This is a genomic window from Streptomyces chryseus (genome assembly GCF_014650755.1).
Classification (GTDB): domain Bacteria; phylum Actinomycetota; class Actinomycetes; order Streptomycetales; family Streptomycetaceae; genus Streptomyces; species Streptomyces chryseus.
Map to the genome: position 1 here is coordinate 121,268 of NZ_BMVO01000010.1, position 17,553 is coordinate 138,820.

General features: G+C 73.1%; 13 protein-coding genes. 6 read left to right on the forward strand and 7 right to left on the reverse strand.

Features of this window, described 5'->3' with window-relative positions; all coding sequences use genetic code 11:
* Nucleotides 1–91: 91 nt before the first annotated feature.
* The gene (locus tag IE185_RS17555; RefSeq protein WP_229843566.1) at nt 92–814 is read right to left on the reverse strand and encodes a transcriptional regulator; all 723 of its coding nucleotides are present in this window, start codon (nt 812–814) and stop codon (nt 92–94) included.
* 191 nt (nt 815–1,005) lie between these two features.
* On the opposite strand from IE185_RS17555, the gene ligA reads away from it, so the two are divergent.
* Nucleotides 1,006–3,096: an NAD-dependent DNA ligase LigA gene (gene ligA / locus IE185_RS17560; protein WP_138898428.1), complete on the forward strand. Its 2,091-nt coding sequence runs from the start codon at nt 1,006–1,008 to the stop codon at nt 3,094–3,096.
* Nucleotides 3,097–3,245: 149 nt separating this feature from the next.
* On the opposite strand, the gene IE185_RS17565 is transcribed toward ligA, so the two are convergent.
* The 6 genes from IE185_RS17565 to IE185_RS17590 all read right to left on the reverse strand — a co-directional run bounded on the left by IE185_RS17565 (nt 3,246) and on the right by IE185_RS17590 (nt 10,526).
* Nucleotides 3,246–5,192 (reverse strand): M64 family metallopeptidase, encoded by a 1,947-nt coding sequence (locus tag IE185_RS17565; protein ID WP_138898336.1) that lies wholly within the window; start codon nt 5,190–5,192, stop codon nt 3,246–3,248.
* Between the two features lie 62 nt (nt 5,193–5,254).
* Entirely contained in the window at nt 5,255–6,484 is a 1,230-nt protein-coding gene (locus IE185_RS17570; protein WP_138898338.1) for an anhydro-N-acetylmuramic acid kinase, read from the reverse strand.
* Nucleotides 6,485–6,489: 5 nt separating this feature from the next.
* Nucleotides 6,490–7,809 carry an MFS transporter gene (locus IE185_RS17575; protein ID WP_138898337.1) on the reverse strand — a complete coding sequence of 440 codons (1,320 nt, stop codon included), beginning with the start codon at nt 7,807–7,809 and terminating at the stop codon, nt 6,490–6,492.
* Nucleotides 7,810–7,964: 155 nt separating this feature from the next.
* Nucleotides 7,965–8,759 (reverse strand): hypothetical protein, encoded by a 795-nt coding sequence (locus tag IE185_RS17580; protein WP_189715473.1) that lies wholly within the window; start codon nt 8,757–8,759, stop codon nt 7,965–7,967.
* Complete coding sequence (locus IE185_RS17585) at nt 8,759–10,051, reverse strand: VWA domain-containing protein (RefSeq protein ID WP_138895380.1); 1,293 nt, start codon at nt 10,049–10,051, stop codon at nt 8,759–8,761. Before IE185_RS17585 ends, IE185_RS17580 begins: the two co-directional genes overlap by 1 nt.
* 52 nt (nt 10,052–10,103) lie before the next feature.
* Nucleotides 10,104–10,526 (reverse strand): cupin domain-containing protein, encoded by a 423-nt coding sequence (locus IE185_RS17590; protein WP_138895381.1) that lies wholly within the window; start codon nt 10,524–10,526, stop codon nt 10,104–10,106.
* Between the two features lie 52 nt (nt 10,527–10,578).
* Between IE185_RS17590 and IE185_RS17595 the strand changes: the two genes are divergently transcribed.
* The 5 genes from IE185_RS17595 (at nt 10,579) to IE185_RS17615 (ending at nt 17,550) form a co-directional block, all read left to right on the forward strand.
* A complete protein-coding gene (locus tag IE185_RS17595; RefSeq protein ID WP_138895382.1) occupies nt 10,579–11,577 on the forward strand; it encodes a GlxA family transcriptional regulator in 999 nt (332 codons plus the stop codon).
* Between the two features lie 109 nt (nt 11,578–11,686).
* Nucleotides 11,687–12,586: an ABC transporter substrate-binding protein gene (locus IE185_RS17600; protein WP_373303734.1), complete on the forward strand. Its 900-nt coding sequence runs from the start codon at nt 11,687–11,689 to the stop codon at nt 12,584–12,586.
* Nucleotides 12,583–13,467, forward strand: coding sequence for an amino acid ABC transporter permease (locus tag IE185_RS17605; protein WP_373303733.1), 885 nt, complete (start codon nt 12,583–12,585; stop codon nt 13,465–13,467). Before IE185_RS17600 ends, IE185_RS17605 begins: the two co-directional genes overlap by 4 nt.
* Nucleotides 13,464–14,213, forward strand: a complete 750-nt coding sequence (locus IE185_RS17610) for an amino acid ABC transporter ATP-binding protein (RefSeq protein WP_138895384.1) — start codon at nt 13,464–13,466, stop codon at nt 14,211–14,213. The genes IE185_RS17605 and IE185_RS17610 overlap by 4 nt, the downstream gene beginning before the upstream one ends.
* Before the next feature lie 61 nt (nt 14,214–14,274).
* Entirely contained in the window at nt 14,275–17,550 is a 3,276-nt protein-coding gene (locus tag IE185_RS17615; RefSeq protein ID WP_138895385.1) for an NACHT domain-containing protein, read from the forward strand.
* The last annotated feature ends 3 nt before the right edge of the window (nt 17,551–17,553 follow it).

The following is a 17,553-nucleotide window of genomic DNA, read 5'->3' on the forward strand; positions in this document are numbered from 1 at the left end:
GCCGTCCGCGCCACCGGTCACGGGCCGGGAGGGCACACGCCCTCCCGGCCCCGGCCGGCGCCTCGCGGTGGTGCGGCGTAACGGCGTCGGGTCAGCGGCCCACCGCGGGGAACGGCGTCACGTCGCCCGGCTCGCCGATCAACTCCCAGAAGTGGTCGACCAGCCGGCGCAGGAACGCGGCGCGCTCGGCGGCGATCTCCTTGAGCCGGGCGTCGTCGTTGCGCGCCACCAGATGACCCATGTAGCGCTCGGAGAACTCCGCGAACTGCGCGTGCATCGTCCGCAGCGCGTCGCCCACCAGGGTCTCGTCGACGCACACGATCTCCGCCACCGGAGCCACCTGCGCCTTCCACCGCCCCTCGATCGCCGTCCGCAGGTGCTCGGCCAGCTCGTCGACCCGGCCCATGATGCCGATCAACTTCCGCAGGGAGAGCCCCAGTGCGTCCAACAGGGCCCTGGTCTGGCGCGGGTCCCCGTCCCAGCGCTGCGCCGCCTCGGCGGCCCGGTAGGCGGCCGCGTCCATGCCGATCCGGTACGCCAGCCGCTCCGCGCTCAGCAGCTTGGCGAGCCGGTGCTCGGCGAGCGTCCGCGGCTCGACGCCCATCAGCGTGGTCGGCGTGCACCACAGGACATCGGCCAGTGCGAAGAGCTGCGGCTCCGAGGGCACATGGGACCCCTGCTCCCAGCCGGCTATCAGGTCCGGGTGGGCGGGGGCGCCGCACGCCGCCATCGCGTGGGCGACCTGAGTCGTGGTCAGTCCCATCCGGGCGCGCGCGGCTCTGGCTTCTGCGGGGGAGAAAGGAGTGCTGTACACGGACGGGACACCTCGCTGCACCCGGTGGGCCGCGGGCGCTTGGGGAGACGGACGGGTGGACGAACATCCAGGAGCGGGCAGATTAACAGAAGGTCCAGTGGTACGAACCCCCGACTGGCCTTCGATACGAAGGCGGAGCCGCACGGTCGCCGGTGCGTGGATCAGGGGCGTTGTCAGTGCTGGGAGGCAGGATGAACGGCATGACGAACACACCTGCCGCCCTCGCACATTCCGCCGCGTACGCCGAGGCGGTCCAGACCGCGACCCGCGCCGCCGCCGCCTACTACGCCCGGGGCGACAGCGCGCTGGACGACGACGCGTACGACCGGCTGGTGCGCCTGATCGAGGCGTACGAGCAGGCACACCCCGACGAGGTCCTGCTGGACTCGCCGACCGGGAAGGTGGCCGGTGGCGCCGCGGTCGGGGACGTGCCGCACACCGTGCCGATGCTGTCGCTGGACAACGTGTTCTCCGCCGAGCAGTTCGTCACCTGGACGGCGTCGCTGGAGCGCAGACTCGGCCGGCCGGTGGAGCGGTGGAGCGTCGAGCCGAAGCTCGACGGCCTCGCCGTCGCCGCCCGCTACCGGCACGGCAGACTCGTCCAGCTCGTCACGCGCGGGGACGGCACGGCGGGCGAGGACGTCTCGCACGCGCTCGGCAGCGTCGTGGGGCTGCCCGGCGAGCTGACCGAGCCGGCCACCTTCGAGGTGCGCGGCGAAGTCCTCATGACCACCGAGCAGTTCGAGAAGGCGAACGCGGTGCGCACGGAGCACGGCGGGGAGCCGTTCGCCAACCCGCGCAACGGCGCGGCGGGCACGCTGCGCGCCAAGGACCGTCCGTACACGGTGGAGATGACGTTCTTCGCGTACGGAGCCCTGCCGCTGGCCGGGTCGGGGGAGCTCGGGGAGGGGCTGGCGGAGTGGCCGCACAGCGAGATCCTGCGGCGCGTCGCCGCGCTCGGCGTGCACACCGCGGCCGACACCGCCGTGCCGCCGAGCACAGCGGCCACGGCCGAGGAGGTGAAGGCCCGGATCGAGGAGATCGCGGCGCTGCGCCCCGAGCTGCCGTTCGGCATCGACGGGATCGTCGTCAAGGCCGACGCGGCGGCGGACCAGCGGCAGGCGGGGGCCGGATCGCGGGCGCCGCGGTGGGCCATCGCGTACAAGCTGCCCGCGGTCGAGAAGGTCACCCGGCTGATCGCCGTGGAGTGGAACGTCGGGCGCACGGGAGTCATCGCGCCGCGCGCCGTGCTCGAACCGGTGGAGATCGACGGGTCCACGGTCACCTACGCCACCCTGCACAACCCGGCCGACATCACACGGCGCGACCTGCGCCTCGGTGACCAGGTGATGGTCTACAAGGCCGGCGACATCATCCCGCGCATCGAGGCGCCCGTCGCCCATCTGCGCACCGGCGACGAACAGCCGATCGTCTTCCCCGAGACCTGCCCGCAGTGCGGTTCCGAGATCGACGCCAGCGAGCAGCGCTGGCGGTGTGTACGCGGCCGCGACTGCCGGGTGGTGGCGTCCATCGCGTACGCCGTCGGGCGCGACCAGCTCGACATCGAGGGCCTGGGGACGTCGCGTGTGGTCCAGCTCGTCGACACGGGCCTGGTCACCGACTTCTCCGACCTGTTCACGCTGACGCGCGAGCAGCTCCTCCCGCTGGACCGGATGGGCGAGACCAGCGCGGACAATCTGCTGGCCGCCATCGACCGGGCCAGGACCCGGCCGCTGTCCCGCGTCCTGGCGGCGCTCGGCGTGCGCGGGACCGGCCGCTCCATGTCCCGCCGCATCGCCCGGCACTTCGCGACGATGGACCACCTGCGGGCGGCCGACGCGGAGGCCGTGCAGCGGGTGGAGGGCATCGGTGGGGAGAAGGCGCCGGTGATCGTGGCCGAACTGGCCGAACTGGGGCCGCTGATCAGCAAGCTCGTCGCCGCGGGCGTGAACATGACGGAGCCGGGGGCGACGCCTCCGGCGGAAGAGGAAGCCACGGCGGGAGACGGGGCGGCGCTGCCCGCCGGGCCGCTGGCCGGCATGACCGTCGTCGTCACCGGCGCGATGACCGGGCCGCTGGAGAAGCTCAGCCGCAACCAGATGAACGAGGTCATCGAGCGTGCGGGCGGCAAGGCGTCGTCCAGCGTCTCGAAGCGCACGGCGCTGGTGGTGGCGGGCGAGAACGCGGGCTCGAAACGGGCGAAGGCGGAGGACCTCGGCGTACGGATCGCGACCCCGGACGAGTTCGCGGTGATGGTCGCCGACGCGCTGCCGGAGGACTAGCGGAGCGGAGGGCCGGCGACCGGAGAACCTGCCGGGACCGGAGGACCAGCGGCTCGGCGCCCGCAGGGGGCCAGAAGCGGGGTCGGGGGCGCCCCGGTTCGGAACGGCGGGTGGCGGGGAACACCCCCGCCACCCCCCGGCCCGTACCGCTACCGGCCGACGCCCGCCCCCGCTCCCGGCGGAACCAGCGTGACCCGGAACGCCCTCGCCGGGCCCGTGTTGCCCGCCGAGTCGATCGTGCGGTACTCGATCGTGTGCGCGCCGTACTCCGGCGTCGCGTCGTCCCACGGCACGACGCGCGGCGTGCCGAGCTTGCCGTACACCAGGTCGTCGATGACCGTGCCGCCCGGCGTGAAGAGGAACGGGGCGTCCGCGTCCGTCGGCCAGCCGAAGTACGTGTACCAGCCGTCGCCGTCGACCCGGAACTGCGTGACCACGTACCCGTCCTGATCGTCCCGCGCCGTCAGCTTCATCGTGAACGGCCCGTCATAGACGTACTCCACCGGCCTGCCCGGCCGCCGCACCGTGCGCAGCGGATCGGACAGCGCGTACGCCGCTGTCGCGGGTGTCGCGTCGACCGTCCAGGTCAGCGTCCGCTCCGTACCGGCGATGCGCGCCGTCAGGACGTGGCTGCCGCCGCCCGGCGCCAGCGCTCCGAGGTCCAGGTCGCGGTCGTTGCCGGGGTTGCGGACCGGCCGCCCGTCGAGTGTCCACCGCACGCGCGGGTCGCGGTCCGTGGGGTGGGTGGTGTCGGCGTACACGACCGACTCGGCCCCCACCGGGGCGGCGGTCGCGGTGTGACCCGTGAACGCGGCTGCGACGGGCGACGGTCGCGTCGTGAGGGACGGGTCGACCGTCCACGTGACGGTGCGGGTCAGCGCCGACGAGGCGCGGATCCCGGGGTCCCGCACGAACGGGGTCGGGTCGGACACCGTCGCTGTGAGGGTGTGCCGGCGGCCCTCGCGCAGCCCGAGGCGCCGCAGGTCCAGGCTGCGCTCGCCCGCCGTGCCGCCCACCCGGCGGCCGTCGAGCCGCCACACGGTGTCGAGTTCGCCGCCCACCGGATGCAGTGTGTCGACCCACACCGTCCGGTCGTCGCCGACCGGTCCGCCGTTCGGGGTGTGCCCCTGCACCAGGTTCACCTTGGCGGAGATCGCCCGCGTCATCACCTCCCGCTCCACCTGGTCGAAGGAGTAACCGAGCGTCTTCATCAGGGAGTGCCTGCTCGGCCGCCACACCCCCTTCGTCTGGTACATGCCGCCCTCATGACGTCCGATGACACCGCCGGCGTCGCTGCGCTCGCCCAGCCAGCGCCACCACTTGCGCCGCTCGGCGCGCATCTGCCGCTCGGTGAGGAGTGTGTGGTGGGCGGAGTCCGGCTCCCCGCCCTGGTACGTACCGCCGGGCACTCCGCGCGCGTAGTAGTCGTACTCGTCCTGGAGCTTGCCCAGCGAGTGCCCGATCTCGTGCGGCGTGATGAGCGACGACAGCGCGTTGCCGCCGGACGCCGTGGCGAAGGTGCCGCCCGCGCCGCCGTACGTCGCACTGTTGGCGAGACCGACGATCTGCCGGTTGGAGCTGTTCGAACCGGGGACCAGATCGGCCAGGGCGGTCGCCGCCGCCGCGTCGATCGACAGCAGCCGCTGCACACTCGCCGGGTTGCAGCCGCCCCAGAAGCCCATGTCCAGCGGGGTGTCGCGGCGGGGTGCGTCGAGGCCAGGATCGCAGTCGACGCCCGACTCGGCGGACGGCACCTGCACCGCCCAGACGTTGATGTACGAACGGTAGGAGGCGAACGGCTCCGTGCTCCACAGCACGTTGAGGTGCTTGTCGACATCGGCGCGGAAGGCCGCCATGTCACCGGCCGTGTACCCGTCACCGAGAACGACCAGGTTGAACCGCCGGCCGGCCGGCCCCGTCCGCTGGACCGGCACCACCTCGGCGTGCTCCGTCACGGGGTGCGGCGCTCCCGCCACCGCCCCCGACGTCACTGCCGCTCCTGTCGCCGCCGTGGCCGGCGGTGTGGTGCCGACGGCGCAGGCGACGAGGAGCGCCCCCGTCACCGCGAGAAGCGCGGGTCTGTTCCGAAGTCTCATGGTGGTGCGCCCTCCGTCTGCCGTCCGGTGATCAAGCGGTGGCGGGGAGCGTACGGGTGCGGTCAACGCGCGGTAAAGGGGCGGGAGTTGCCGTTGGCGTGAATCGTGAGGCGGCCGGGCGCCGACGTCAGCGGCTCCGGCAGCCGCAGGCCGGGTCCGCCCGGCGTCACCGAGCCGAGGACGCTCGCGCGCCGGGCGCCGGTGCACGAAGGCACGGTGCCCGGCAGGCCGTGCGCGGTCAGCCAGCCCAGCACGGCGAAGGCGTACGCCTCCTTCGCGTCCGACGGCAGCCCCAGCTCGTCCGACGTCCGCAGCGGTACGCCGCCTCCGCCGCCCAACTCCTCCCGCAGCCACTCCATCAGCACCGGGTTGCGGGTCCCCCCGCCCGACGCGATCACCTCCGTCGCCCCGAAGGGCCGGACGGCGTCGGCGACGGTCCGGGCCGTGAGCCGGGTCAGCGTGGCCACCACGTCCTCGACGGGCAGTGGCCCGAACGCGCCGAGGGCCGCGCGCAGGTAGGGCAGATGGAACAGCTCCTTGCCCGTCGTCTTCGGCGCGGGCCGGGCGTAGTACGGCTCGTCCAGCAGCCGTCGCAGCAACGGCGGACGCACCCGGCCCCGTGCGGCGAGCGCGCCGTCCACGTCCATGGAGTACGCCCCACCGAGGGCTTCACGGGCCGCCGGCTCCTGGACGGCCGCGTCGATCAGCGCGTTGCCCGGCCCGGTGTCGAAGGCCAGCGGTCCGCCGCCCGCCCCGTCGGAGGCCACCGTGACGTTCCCGATCCCGCCCAGGTTGAGCGCCACGGGCACCCCCGGCCGCCCCCGCAGCCACATGACGTCGACGACGCTCACCAGCGGCGCGCCCTGGCCCCCGGCGGCCACGTCCCGCGTACGGAAGCCCGAGACGACGGGGCGGCCGGTCGCCTCGGCGATCCAGGCGGGCTCGCCGATCTGGAGCGTGCCGTGCACCCGGCCGGCCTCGGTCCAGTGGTAGACGGTCTGCCCGTGCGAGGCAATCAAGCCGGCCCGCCCGTCGCACAGTTCCAGGTCGGCCCGGACCGCTGCCGCCGCGAACGCCTGGCCGATGCGCGTGTCCAGCCGGCACACCGTGGCCAGATCCGTCGCGGCGGGCGGCAGCGCCCCGGCCAGCGCCGCCCGCAGGTCGTCGTCGTACGCCGTGCTGATCAGGCCCAGCGGCGTGAGCACCAGCGTGTCCCCGTCGAGGACGAGCTCGGCGGCGGCCGCGTCGATGGCGTCGTACGACGTGCCGGACATCAGCCCGATCACCCGCAGGGCGCTCACCGCAGCGCCCGGTGGTGAGCCTCGCCGCGCAGCGTCAGCAGCGCGGCGAGGCTCACCGCGCAGGCCGCCGCCGCGTAGTACGCGGGAATGTCGGCATTCCCGGTCCGCTCGACGACCTGGGTGATGATCAGCCCCGCGCAGCCCGAGAACACCGCGTTGGACAGCGCGTACGCCAGCCCGAGCCCCGTGTAGCGCACCGTGGTCGGGAACATCTCGGCCAGCATCGCGGGCCCCGGCCCCGCCATCAGCCCGACGGCGGCCCCCGCGCCGAAGAGCGCCGCCCCCTTCGCGTACGTCGGCGTCCCCGGGTCCTGCACCAGGTTCAGCAGCGGCAGCGCGAGCACCGCGACCAGCAGCGCGCCGGCGACCATCACCGTCCGCCGCCCGATCCGGTCGCTGACCGCGCCGGCGGGCAGGATCGAGGCCGCGAACCCGAGGTTGGCCAGGACGGTGGCGACGAGCGCCTGCTGGAACGTCGCGTTCAGCGTGCTCTGGAGGTACGAGGGGAGGACGACCAGGAAGGTGTAGCCGGCCGCCGACCAGCCCATCAGCCGCCCGGCGCCCAGCGCGACGGCCCTGACCGTCTCCCCGGCGGGCGGCCGCCGCGCGGGTGCGCTCTTCTCGACGACGGCCGACGCGAAGGCCGGCGTCTCGTCCAGCCGCAGCCGCAGCCACAGCGCGACGAGCCCGAGCGGAAGCGTCAGGAGGAACGGCACCCGCCAGCCCCACCCGTTCAGCTGCGACGTGGTCAGCACGGTCGCGAGGAGCGCCGCCGCGCCGGCGCCCGCGAGCAGGCCGAGCGCCACCGTGAACGACTGCCACGCCCCGTACAGGCCCCGGCGGCCCGGCGGGGCGAACTCCGTCATGACCGACACCGCCCCGCCGAACTCGCCGCCCGCCGAGAGCCCTTGCAGGATCCGCAGCAGCGTCAGCAGCCACGGCGCGGCCGCACCGATGGAGGCGTACGTCGGCAGCGCGCCGATCAGCGTCGTGGCGGCGGTCATCAGGCAGATGACCAGGATGAGCGTCGGCCGGCGGCCGATCCGGTCACCGAGCCGCCCGAACAGCGCCGCCCCGACGGGCCGGAAGAAGAACGCGAGGGCGAACGACGCGTAGGTCTTGACGAGCGCCTCCACCTCGCTGCCCCCCTCGGGGGTGAAGAAGTGCGCCGCGATGACGGTGGCGAAGTAGCCGTAGACGCCGAACTCGTACCACTCGATGAAGTTGCCGACGGACCCCGCGACCAGCGCCCGGCGGGAGCGGGCCGGCCGGGCTGTCACAGGGGGCGGGACCGGACCGGTGGCGGGTGTGGTCATGGGGCCAGCGTGCTGACCGCGAAGCCGCTCCACAAGCCCCGTGCGCCACCTGCCGTACGCCGCCGGGCGCCCCGCGCACCCCTGCCCCATGACGCCGGGCGCGCCCGGTGACCCGGGCGGGGGCTGCCCGGAGTCGACCGGCGCGCGGGCGTCGCTCAGGCGCCCGGCGGCACCCGTGAGGGCCGCCCCGCGCCCCGCGTCACGGTGTACCCGGCGATCGCCGCGGCCGCCCCGAGGACGCCCCCGCCCACCGTCCAGATCCAGCGCGAGGACCACCAGCCCGACGAGAAGGCCCCGTCGGCCGCTTCGGCCACCTCCGCGTCCGACGCGCCCGGCACCAGCGGCACCGCCAGCGTGCCGTCCACCGCCCGTGCCCCGCCCGCGTCCTTCGCCGTCGCGAGGACCTCCGCGCGCACCGGCAGGCCGAGGTCCTCCTGCGGCAGATCGGCGACCGTCAGCCGTACGAAGTAACTCCCCGGCAGTGGATCGTCGGCCCACGGCTCCGCCCAGGCCCGCACCGTCCGCAGCGTGCAGGAAACGGTGACGGAAGCCGCGCCGGCCGGCGCCGCCTTCGTCTGGCCGCCGTGCACGCAGGCCTGACGCCGGCGCAGTCCGTCGTACACGTCGAGCCGCCACGTGGCCGCGCCGTGCCGGGCCGCCGCCTCCGGCAGCTTCACCGTGGCCCGCACGGTGGCGGTGCGCCCCGCGTCGGCGTCGAACACCCAGTAGAGGTAGTCACCGGTGGACGCCTCGGCCGTGGCCGGCTGGTCCTGCCGGATCTTCACCGCCGTACGGAAGGCGGTGCCCGCCTCCGTCGGCGCCGCCTGCTCCTCGCCGTCCCCGGAGGCCCCCGGCGAGGGGGCCGGGTCGGCGAGGACGGGAGCGGCCGCCTGGAAGAGCGCCGCGCCCGCCAGCAGGACCCCGCTCAGCATCCGTGTCGTCGTACGCATCAGTTCGTCCTCCATACGGCGAGGCGCCAGCGCGAGAGCCAGCCCCACACGAGACCGGCGAGCAGGCCGGTCAGAGCGAGCACGCCGAGCAGCCACCAGCCGTGCCCGAGACCGAAGGAGGCGACGTCCGACGCCTCGTCGGGGCCGTCCACCAGGTCGACGGCCAGCTCGACCGGCAGACCGGGCGTCGTCTTGACGGACGGGGGAGCGGAGAAGGAGTTGCTGACCTGGAGACACACGGTCTCCGCCGCCGGTTTCACCTCGTCGGCGGTGTCGTCGTCCAGCGGGGCCTTCGGATAGCGCAGCCCGGTCGAGATCACGTCCGTACGGCCGTCCCCCGCCTCCTCGCCGCGCACGATCTCGCGGCCGCGCGTGGTCACCGCCCGCAGCAGTACGCCGTAGTCGCGGTTCACGGCGCGGTCGGCGCCGACGCTGACCGCGGCCCGCAGTTCCTGACCGGGCAGTACGTCGACCCGGTACCAGCGGTGCTCGGAGAACTCCTCGCGGTCGGTGTAGAGGCCCGCCGTCAGCCGCGGCGCGTCCGCGCACCGGTCCGCGCCGTCGGTCGCGACCGGCTTGACGACCGGGTCGGCCGCGCGGTCCACCAACTGCTTGACCCGGCTGGACAGTTCATCGGTGTGCTGTACGGCCGTGTACGTGCCGCCGGTCGCCTCCGCGATGCAGGTGAGCTGCCGGCGGATCTTCGCGTTCGGGACCAGGCCGAGGGTGTCGACGACCAGGTGGGTGCCCTTCGCGGCGATCTCACGGGCCACTTCGCACGGGTCGAGCGGACCGCAGGTGTCCTCGCCGTCGGTGATGAGCACGATCCTGCGTGTGCCGTTGCCGCCTTCGAGGTCGTCGGCCGCGCCGAGGAGGGCGGGGCCGATCGGCGTCCAGCCGGTCGGCGCCAGGGTGGCGACGGCGGTCTTGGCCTCGGTCCTGTCCAGCGGGCCGACCGGGTACAGCTGCCGGGTGTCCTTGCAGCCTGTCTTGCGGTTGTCGCCGGGATAGTCGGCGCCGAGGGTGCGTATGCCCAGCAGCACCTCCTCGGGCACGGCGTCCAGTACGTCGTTGAACGCCTGCTTGGCGGCCGCCATCCGGGACTGGCCGTCGATGTCCTTGGCCCGCATGGAGCCGCTGACGTCGAGGACCAGTTCGACCTTGGGGGACTCGCGCGCGTCCGGTTCGTCGGCGGCAGCGGCGGCTGCGGCGGGGCCGGCCGGGAGCAGGCCGGCGGCCAGGGCGACGAGCAGGCCGAACGCCCTTGCCGTCAGCCGTTTTCTTGTGATCATCGCCGGATCCTATTGAAGATCGTCTCCGGCGCCCAAACGTGGCTCCGTTCCGTCAGAGCGCGTGCCCGGTGGTCGCGTCCACGTGCGCCGGGACAGGATCGTGGCGGTCGCCCACGGTGGACGTGCCCGTCGGCTCGAACAGCAGGATCGACGCGCCGGCCGCCGCCGACGGCTTGTGCCACGTGCCGCGCGGCACGACGTGGACCGAGCCGGCGGGCAGGACCACGGACCGCTCCGCGCCGTCCTCGCCCCCCTCGCGCAGCGCGATGGTCAGCTCACCCTCCAGTACCTGGAAGAACTCGTCCGTGTCCTCGTGGACGTGCCAGACGTGCTCGCCGCGGACCTTGGCGACGCGTACGTCGTAGTCGTTGACGCGGGTCACGATGCGCGGGCTCCACAGCGCGTCGAAGGAGCCGAGGGCGTCGGTGAGCGCGACGGGGGATTCCTGCCGGGTGTGCGGTGCGTTCGTTGCCATGGCCTCATCGTCGTCCCTGGTGTCCGTCCGCCGTGAGTGCTACGAATCGCACATGGCGCAAGAATCCTCGCAGGCGGCGTCCCGGCCCCGCCTCCACCGGGTCGTCGTGATCGTCGACGAGAACTCCAACCCCTTCGAACTCGGCTGCGTCACCGACGTGTTCGGCCTGCGCCGGCCCGAACTCGGCCGGGAGCTCTACGACTTCGCGCTCTGTTCCCCCGAGCCCCGCACCCTCATGAGGGACGGGTTCTTCACACTCACCGGGGTCGCGGAGCTGGCGGCGGCCGACACCGCGGACACCCTGATCGTCCCCAACCGGCCGGACACCGAGGTGCCGCGCCGCCCCCGCGTACTGGACGCCGTCCGGCGGGCCCACGCACGGGGCGCGCGCCTCGTCGGCTTCTGCAGCGGCGCCTTCACCCTCGCGGAAGCGGGGGTACTGGACGGGCGCCGCGCCACCGCGCACTGGCAGTGGGCGGACTCCTTCCGGGCCCGCTTCCCCGCGGTCCGGCTCGAACCGGACGTGCTGTTCGTCGACGACGGCGACATCCTCACCGCCGCCGGCAGCGCCGCCGCCCTGGACCTCGGCCTCCACCTGGTCCGCCGCGACCACGGCGTGGAGGCCGCGGTCTCCGTGAGCCGGCGCCTCGTCTTCGCCGCCCACCGTGACGGCGGGCAGCGCCAGTTCGTCGAGCACCCGCTCCCCTCGGCCGCCGCCTCCGCCGACCTGTCGCTCGGCCCGCTCCTCGCCTGGGCCAGGGAACGGCTCGCCGCACCCCTGACCGTCACCGCCCTCGCCGCGCACGCGGCCGTCAGCCCGGCGACCCTGCACCGCAGGTTCCGCGCCCAGCTCGGCACCACCCCCCTGGCCTGGCTCACCGCCGAACGGGTCGCCCTGGCCTGCCGCCTGATGGAACGCGGCGACCCCGCCGTCGAGTCCGTGGCCCGCGCCAGCGGACTCGGTACGGCCGCCAACCTCCGCGCCCAGCTGCGCCGCCGCACCGGCCTGACTCCCAGCGCCTACCGCGAGCGCTTCGCCCCGGGCGCCTGAACCGGTTGGAGTTCACGCACCCGCAACACTGCGCGGCCATCATTTCAGGATGCGGACGTTTCCCGCCGTGACCTGGACAAACGCCCTCGCCCACTGCGACGCTCCCGCCATGCGCCCTGCCAGCCGGCCCCGCCGCCGCACGACCGCCCTCGCGCCGTTCGCGACCTTCGCCGCGCTCACCGTCACGGCCGTCGCCGCCGTCACCGGCTGCGCCCCGCAGCCCGAGTCCCCGGCCGCCGCGCCCGACGCCACGGCGAGCTGCGCGCCCGGCGAACTGCCCACCGAAGTACCGGGCAAGCTCACCATCGGCACCGACAAGCCCGCGTACGCGCCCTGGTTCGAGGACGACGACCCGGCCAACGGCAAGGGCTTCGAGTCGGCCGTCGCGCACGCCGTGGCGAAGCAGCTCGGCTACGGCAAGGACCAGGTGGTGTGGCAGACCGTGCCGTTCAACACCGCTTTCGCGCCCGGCGAGAAGAAGTTCGACTTCGACCTCAACCAGATCTCCATCAGCGAAAGCCGCAAGAAGGCCGTCTCCTTCTCCTCCGGCTACTACGACGTCCGCCAGGCCGTCATCGCCCTCAAGTCGTCCAAGGCCGCCGAGGCCGGCACGCTGGCCGGCCTGAAGGACGTCAAGCTCGGCGCCCAGGTCGGCTCGACGAGCCTGGACGTCATCCGCGACGTCATCAGGCCCAAGCAGCGGCCGGCCGTCTTCCAGAAGAACGACTTCGCCAAGACCGCCCTCAAGAACGGCCAGGTCGAAGCGATCGTCCTCGACCTCCCCACCGCGTTCTACATCACCTCGGCCGAGGTGCCCGAAGCGAGGATCGTCGGCCAGCTGGAGAACGCCGGGGGCGCGGCCGAGCAGTTCGGGCTCGTACTCGACAAGGACAGCGGGCTCACGTCCTGCGTGAGCGGCGCCGTGGACGCCCTGCGCGCGGACGGGACGCTCGCGGCGCTGGAGAAGCGGTGGCTGTCCGACGCCGCCGACGCACCGGTGCTCAAGTGACGGTGGAGAAGGCCGAAACGGCGACGCGGACGCGGGAGTACGTCCCCTCCGCCCGGCGCCTCGCCCGCGAGCGCCACCGGCGCGCCCGCACCCGCCGCGCCACCGCCGTCGCCGCGCTCAGCACCCTGGTCACCGGGGCGGTCCTCTTCCTCGTCGTCACGCGCTCGCCCGGCTGGCCGCGCACCCGCGAGACCTTCTTCAGCGCCGAGTACGCCCGCGAGGCACTGCCCGAGGTCGTCGACGGCCTCTGGCTCAACCTGCGGCTGCTGGTCGTCTGCGGAGCCGCCGTCCTCGTCATCGGCATGCTCCTCGCCGTCGCCCGCACCCTGCGCGGACCGGTGTTCTTCCCGCTGCGCGCCCTGGCGGCGGCGTACACCGACTTCTTCCGCGGCCTTCCGCTGATCATCTGCCTCCTGCTGGTGGTCTTCGGCGTACCCGCCCTGCGCCTGGCCGGTGTCACCACCGACCCCGTCCTGCTCGGCGGCGCGGCGCTCACCCTGACCTATTCGGCGTACGTCGCCGAGGTCTTCCGCGCCGGCATCGAGTCCGTCCACCCCTCGCAGCGGGCGGCCGCACGCTCGCTCGGTCTCTCCAGCGGCCAGGCACTGCGCTTCGTGGTACTGCCGCAGGCGGTGCGCCGGGTGGTGCCGCCGCTGCTCAACGACCTGGTGTCGCTCCAGAAGGACACCGGGCTCGTGTCGATCGCGGGCGCCGTCGACGCCGTGTACGCGGCGCAGATCATCGCCAGCAAGGAGTTCAACTACACGCCGTACGTCGTCGCCGGCCTCGTCTTCGTGGCGCTGACCATCCCGATGACGCGCCTCACCGACTGGGTCACCGCCCGGATGGACCGGCAGCGAGCCCAGGGAGGCACCACATGACACCGGTCCTGCGGCTGGAGAACGTACGCAAGGCCTTCGGACGCGACACGCTCGTGCTGCGCGACGTGAACCTCGACGTCGCCCCGCACACCGTGACCGCCCTCATCGGCGCGTCCGGCTCGGGCAAGTCGACGCTGCTGCGCTGCGCGAACCTCCTGGAGGAGATCGACGACGGCGTGATCTTCCTCGACGGCGAGGACATCACGGACCCCGGCGCCGACGCGGACGCCGTACGCCGCCGTATCGGCGTCGTCTTCCAGGCGTACAACCTCTTCCCGCACATGACGGTGCTGGAGAACATCACCCTGGCCCCGCACCGCGTCCACGGCGTCCCGCGCGAGCAGGCCACCCGGCGGGCGCGCGAACTCCTCGACCGGCTCGGCCTCGCGGAGAAGGCCGGGGCCTACCCGGACCGCCTCAGCGGCGGCCAGCAGCAACGCGTCGCCATCGCCCGCGCCCTCGCGGTACGCCCGCGTCTTCTCCTGCTCGACGAGATCACGGCGGCGCTGGACCCGGAGCTGGTGGGCGAGGTGCTCAACGTCGTACGGGACCTCAAGGGCGACGGCATGACGATGGTCCTCGCCACGCACGAGATGGGCTTCGCGCGCGAAGTCGCCGACCAGGTGTGCTTCCTGGACGACGGAGTGGTGCTGGAGCGCGGCACGCCGGAGCAGGTCTTCGGCGACCCGCAGGAGGAACGCACCCGGCGGTTCCTGCGGCGGATCGTCGAAGCCGGACGCCTGTGACCGCCTGCGGTGATAAACCAGAACGGTGCGGGGGCGACGACTTCTCAGTTACAGCGACGCGGTGGCGATCCTCGGCGGCGACAGCGCGGCGCTGACGGCGGCCGACCAGGCGCTCGGCGGCGCGCTGTCGATGGCTACGGGCGGGGCGAGCGACGCGGTGCTCAACCTGTTCGCGGCGCGGGGAGGGGTCCTGGCTCTCGGCCGTGATCTCACGTCCGGGCTGCGGGAGCGGCTGGGCACCTCGGAGCGGGCCGAGCGCACGGAACGGATCGCGGCGGCGCACGCGGTGCTGGTGGTGACGGCGTACTTCGAGGCCCTCGGGGAGGTGGAACTCCCCTTCGACCTGGCCGAGGCGCGGCTCACGCGGCGCGAGCAGATCGCACTGGCCGGCGGTTCGGACGCGGCGCACAGCTTCGTCCGGCGTCTGGTCGCGACCGGTGCGCCGCAACCCGCCCCGCACGTGCCGTACGAGCAGACCCTCGTCGATCTCCGCTTCTGGTACCTGGAGCTCTCGGTCCGGCTGAAGACCTTCCTCCACGGGCTGGCGGTGTGGGACGGGCTGGACGCGACGCGGCGCGGCGCGGCCGAGAGCGCGCTGGGCACCGAGCTGTGCGAGACGGCGGTCGGGCGCTTCCAGGATCTGTACACCCAACTCGCCCTCGAAGTACCGGAGTTCGGCTTCTGGTCCGGCCAGATCGAGCACCAGGCCACCCGCACGAGCCTGCGCCAGGCCCTCACCGGCATCGAGACCGCCCTGGCGGGGCTGAGCCCCCAGCGGCCGCTCACCCACGCGGCGCAGGGTCTCGCCACCGGCTACCGGGCCGCACTGGCACGCGCGATCCTGGCCGAGGGCCAGGCCCGTTCGGGAGTCGTCCTTCCCACCCTCGGCGAGGGGTACGTCGATCCCGACTTCCGTGTCCGCGCCGTACTCGAGGGCACGCAGGGCCCGGCCGAGGAGGAGTGGTGGGAGGGGGTGGACGTGCGTTCCGACCTCACCGAGTACCTGGCCGGGACACTCACCTCGGTCGCGTCGACGACCGCGCCGCTGGTGGTGCTCGGCCAGCCCGGTGCCGGAAAGTCCGTACTGACGAAGATCCTGGCCGCGAGGCTGCCTTCGGCCGGGTTCCTGCCGGTGCGCATCGTCCTGCGCGAGGTACCGGCGGACGCCGACGTACAGGACCAGATCGAGTACGCCGTCCGGTCAGCGACCGGCGAGCGGACGACCTGGCCCGACCTGGTCCGGGCGGCCGAAGGGGCCGTCCCCGTCCTCCTCTTCGACGGCTTCGACGAGCTGCTCCAGGCCACCGGCGTCAGCCAGTCGGACTTCCTGATCCGCGTCGCGCGCTTCCAGGAGAGGGAGGCCGATCAAGGGCGTCCCGTACTCGCCGTCGTCACCAGCAGGACCGCTGTCGCGGACCGGGCGCGGTATCCGCACGGAGCGGTGGCGCTGCGTCTCGAACCGTTCCGGCAGCAGCAGATCGAGCGCTGGCTCGATCTCTGGAACCGCCTCAACGGCTCCTTCTTCCAGGCCGAGGGACTTCGCGCGCTGCCCGCCGGCGTCGCCGTACGCCACCAGGCTCTCGCATCCCAGCCCCTGCTGCTTCTCATGCTCGCGCTCTACGACGCCGACGGCAACGCGCTGCAGTTCGGCGCCGAAGGTGACGAGCCGCTGGGGGAGGCGGAACTGTACGAGGAGTTACTGGTCTCGTTCGCCGTCCGCGAGATCGCCAAGTCCTCCTCGGGGCTGACCGAGCGGGAGCGTGAACGGCGGGTCGAGCAGGAGCTCCAACGGCTGTCCCTCATCTCCTTCGGCATGCTCAACCGCCATCGTCAGTGGATCACCACGGCCGAACTGGAGCAGGACCTGGCCGCTCTGCTGGGCCGCCATGAGCCTGCGAGCAACAAGGACACTTTCCGGGCGGAGCTCGACCAGGCGGACATCGCCCTCGGCCGGTTCTTCTTCGTGCAGCGGGCGCAGGCACTGCGTGACGACCAGCGGCTGACGACGTACGAGTTCCTCCACGCGACCTTCGGCGAGTACCTCGCCGCGCGCCTCGCCGTGCAGCTGCTCCACGGGCTGCTCGGCCAGCGGCCCGCGCTGGCCCTGGGCCACGCCGGAGTGGATGACGACCTGCTGTACGTACTGCTGTCCTTCGCCTCACTCTCGTCCCGGCAGATGCTCCGCTTCGTCGGCGCGCGGATCCAGCGCATCCCCGCCGAGGAACGGGAGCGGCTCGGTGAGCTGCTGATCACCGTCATGGCCGATCACCGCAACCGCATCGAGCACCGTTTCCCGGAGTACCGGCCGAGGGCGCGGGGCACCTCGTCGCGTCACGGGCTCTACGGCGCGAACATGCTGATGCTGACGCTTCTGGTGACGGGGGGAGTCAAGGCGAGCGAGCTGTTCCCCCTCGACACGAACCCGGCCGGTGTCTGGCACCGGCGTGTCCTGCTGTGGAGGTCGGCGCTCAGCGAACCCGAGTGGACCGACTTCGCCCTGGCGATCAGCATGCGCAACACCTGGAACGGCGACCGGAGAGAACTCGACATCCGCCCGGCCGCGGACCTCCTGGACGCGCCACAACCGGTCGACCCCTACTGGCTGTACGGCTGGGCGCTGCGCCACGAGGGCCGCAACCGGCGCGTGGCCTGGTCACGGCCCTATCCGGACCAGATCCGGCACAAGATGTCGGTGTCGGGCGGTACCAACGACGCGGTGGTCCTGCACGCCGTCGATCCCCTGTTCAAATGGCTGGGATCGTCGGTCACCACGTTCGTGGGGCGGCCGGACGGTGCGGCCACGTCGCTGGCGCACAGCCTGACGTCGCTCTGGCTGGCGAGCGGTCTCGGCACAACGGACGAGGAACTGCTGGGGCTGTACGAGCAGTGCGCCGGGTTCATGGAGGACGGAGCCCTCGGGCAGGAGTCGATGCGACGCACGATGCTGCTGTTCTACCGGCAGTTGAGCCTCGACGCGGACCGGCTCCCGACGGCCGCGGTGGCTGGGATGCTGCGGCCACGGGCCGCCGTCCGCTACTCGACGGACACGCTCCTCCTCATGCTGGCGGCAGCTTTGCTGGGGCTGGACGGAGCGGATCCCGAGGAGAACGTCGCCGACCTCGTCTCGACCCTCCACGGGCTGGTCGTCCCCCTCACACGGGACACGGCCGTTCTCCACCTGTGGTGGAAGCAGCGGCACCGCAAGTCGGTCCGGCTCTTGGCCAGTCACGTCCGCCGAGTGCTCCGCGACGCCCCTCCGGACGAACTCGCGGAAGTTCCACCGGTCATCCTCGATGCGGCCCGCGCCTTCGTGGGCGCCGACGACTCCGCGAACTGACCC

Coding starts and splice junctions, on each gene's coding strand:
- IE185_RS17610 (WP_138895384.1), top strand. CDS start 13,464: ATGACACCGGTCCTGCGGCTGGAGAACGTACGCAAGGCCTTCGGACGC.
- IE185_RS17585 (WP_138895380.1), bottom strand. CDS start 10,051: ATGATCACAAGAAAACGGCTGACGGCAAGGGCGTTCGGCCTGCTCGTC.
- IE185_RS17580 (WP_189715473.1), bottom strand. CDS start 8,759: ATGCGTACGACGACACGGATGCTGAGCGGGGTCCTGCTGGCGGGCGCG.
- IE185_RS17565 (WP_138898336.1), bottom strand. CDS start 5,192: ATGAGACTTCGGAACAGACCCGCGCTTCTCGCGGTGACGGGGGCGCTC.
- IE185_RS17590 (WP_138895381.1), bottom strand. CDS start 10,526: ATGGCAACGAACGCACCGCACACCCGGCAGGAATCCCCCGTCGCGCTC.
- IE185_RS17575 (WP_138898337.1), bottom strand. CDS start 7,809: ATGACCACACCCGCCACCGGTCCGGTCCCGCCCCCTGTGACAGCCCGG.
- IE185_RS17600 (WP_373303734.1), top strand. CDS start 11,687: ATGCGCCCTGCCAGCCGGCCCCGCCGCCGCACGACCGCCCTCGCGCCG.
- ligA (WP_138898428.1), top strand. CDS start 1,006: ATGAACGGCATGACGAACACACCTGCCGCCCTCGCACATTCCGCCGCG.
- IE185_RS17595 (WP_138895382.1), top strand. CDS start 10,579: ATGGCGCAAGAATCCTCGCAGGCGGCGTCCCGGCCCCGCCTCCACCGG.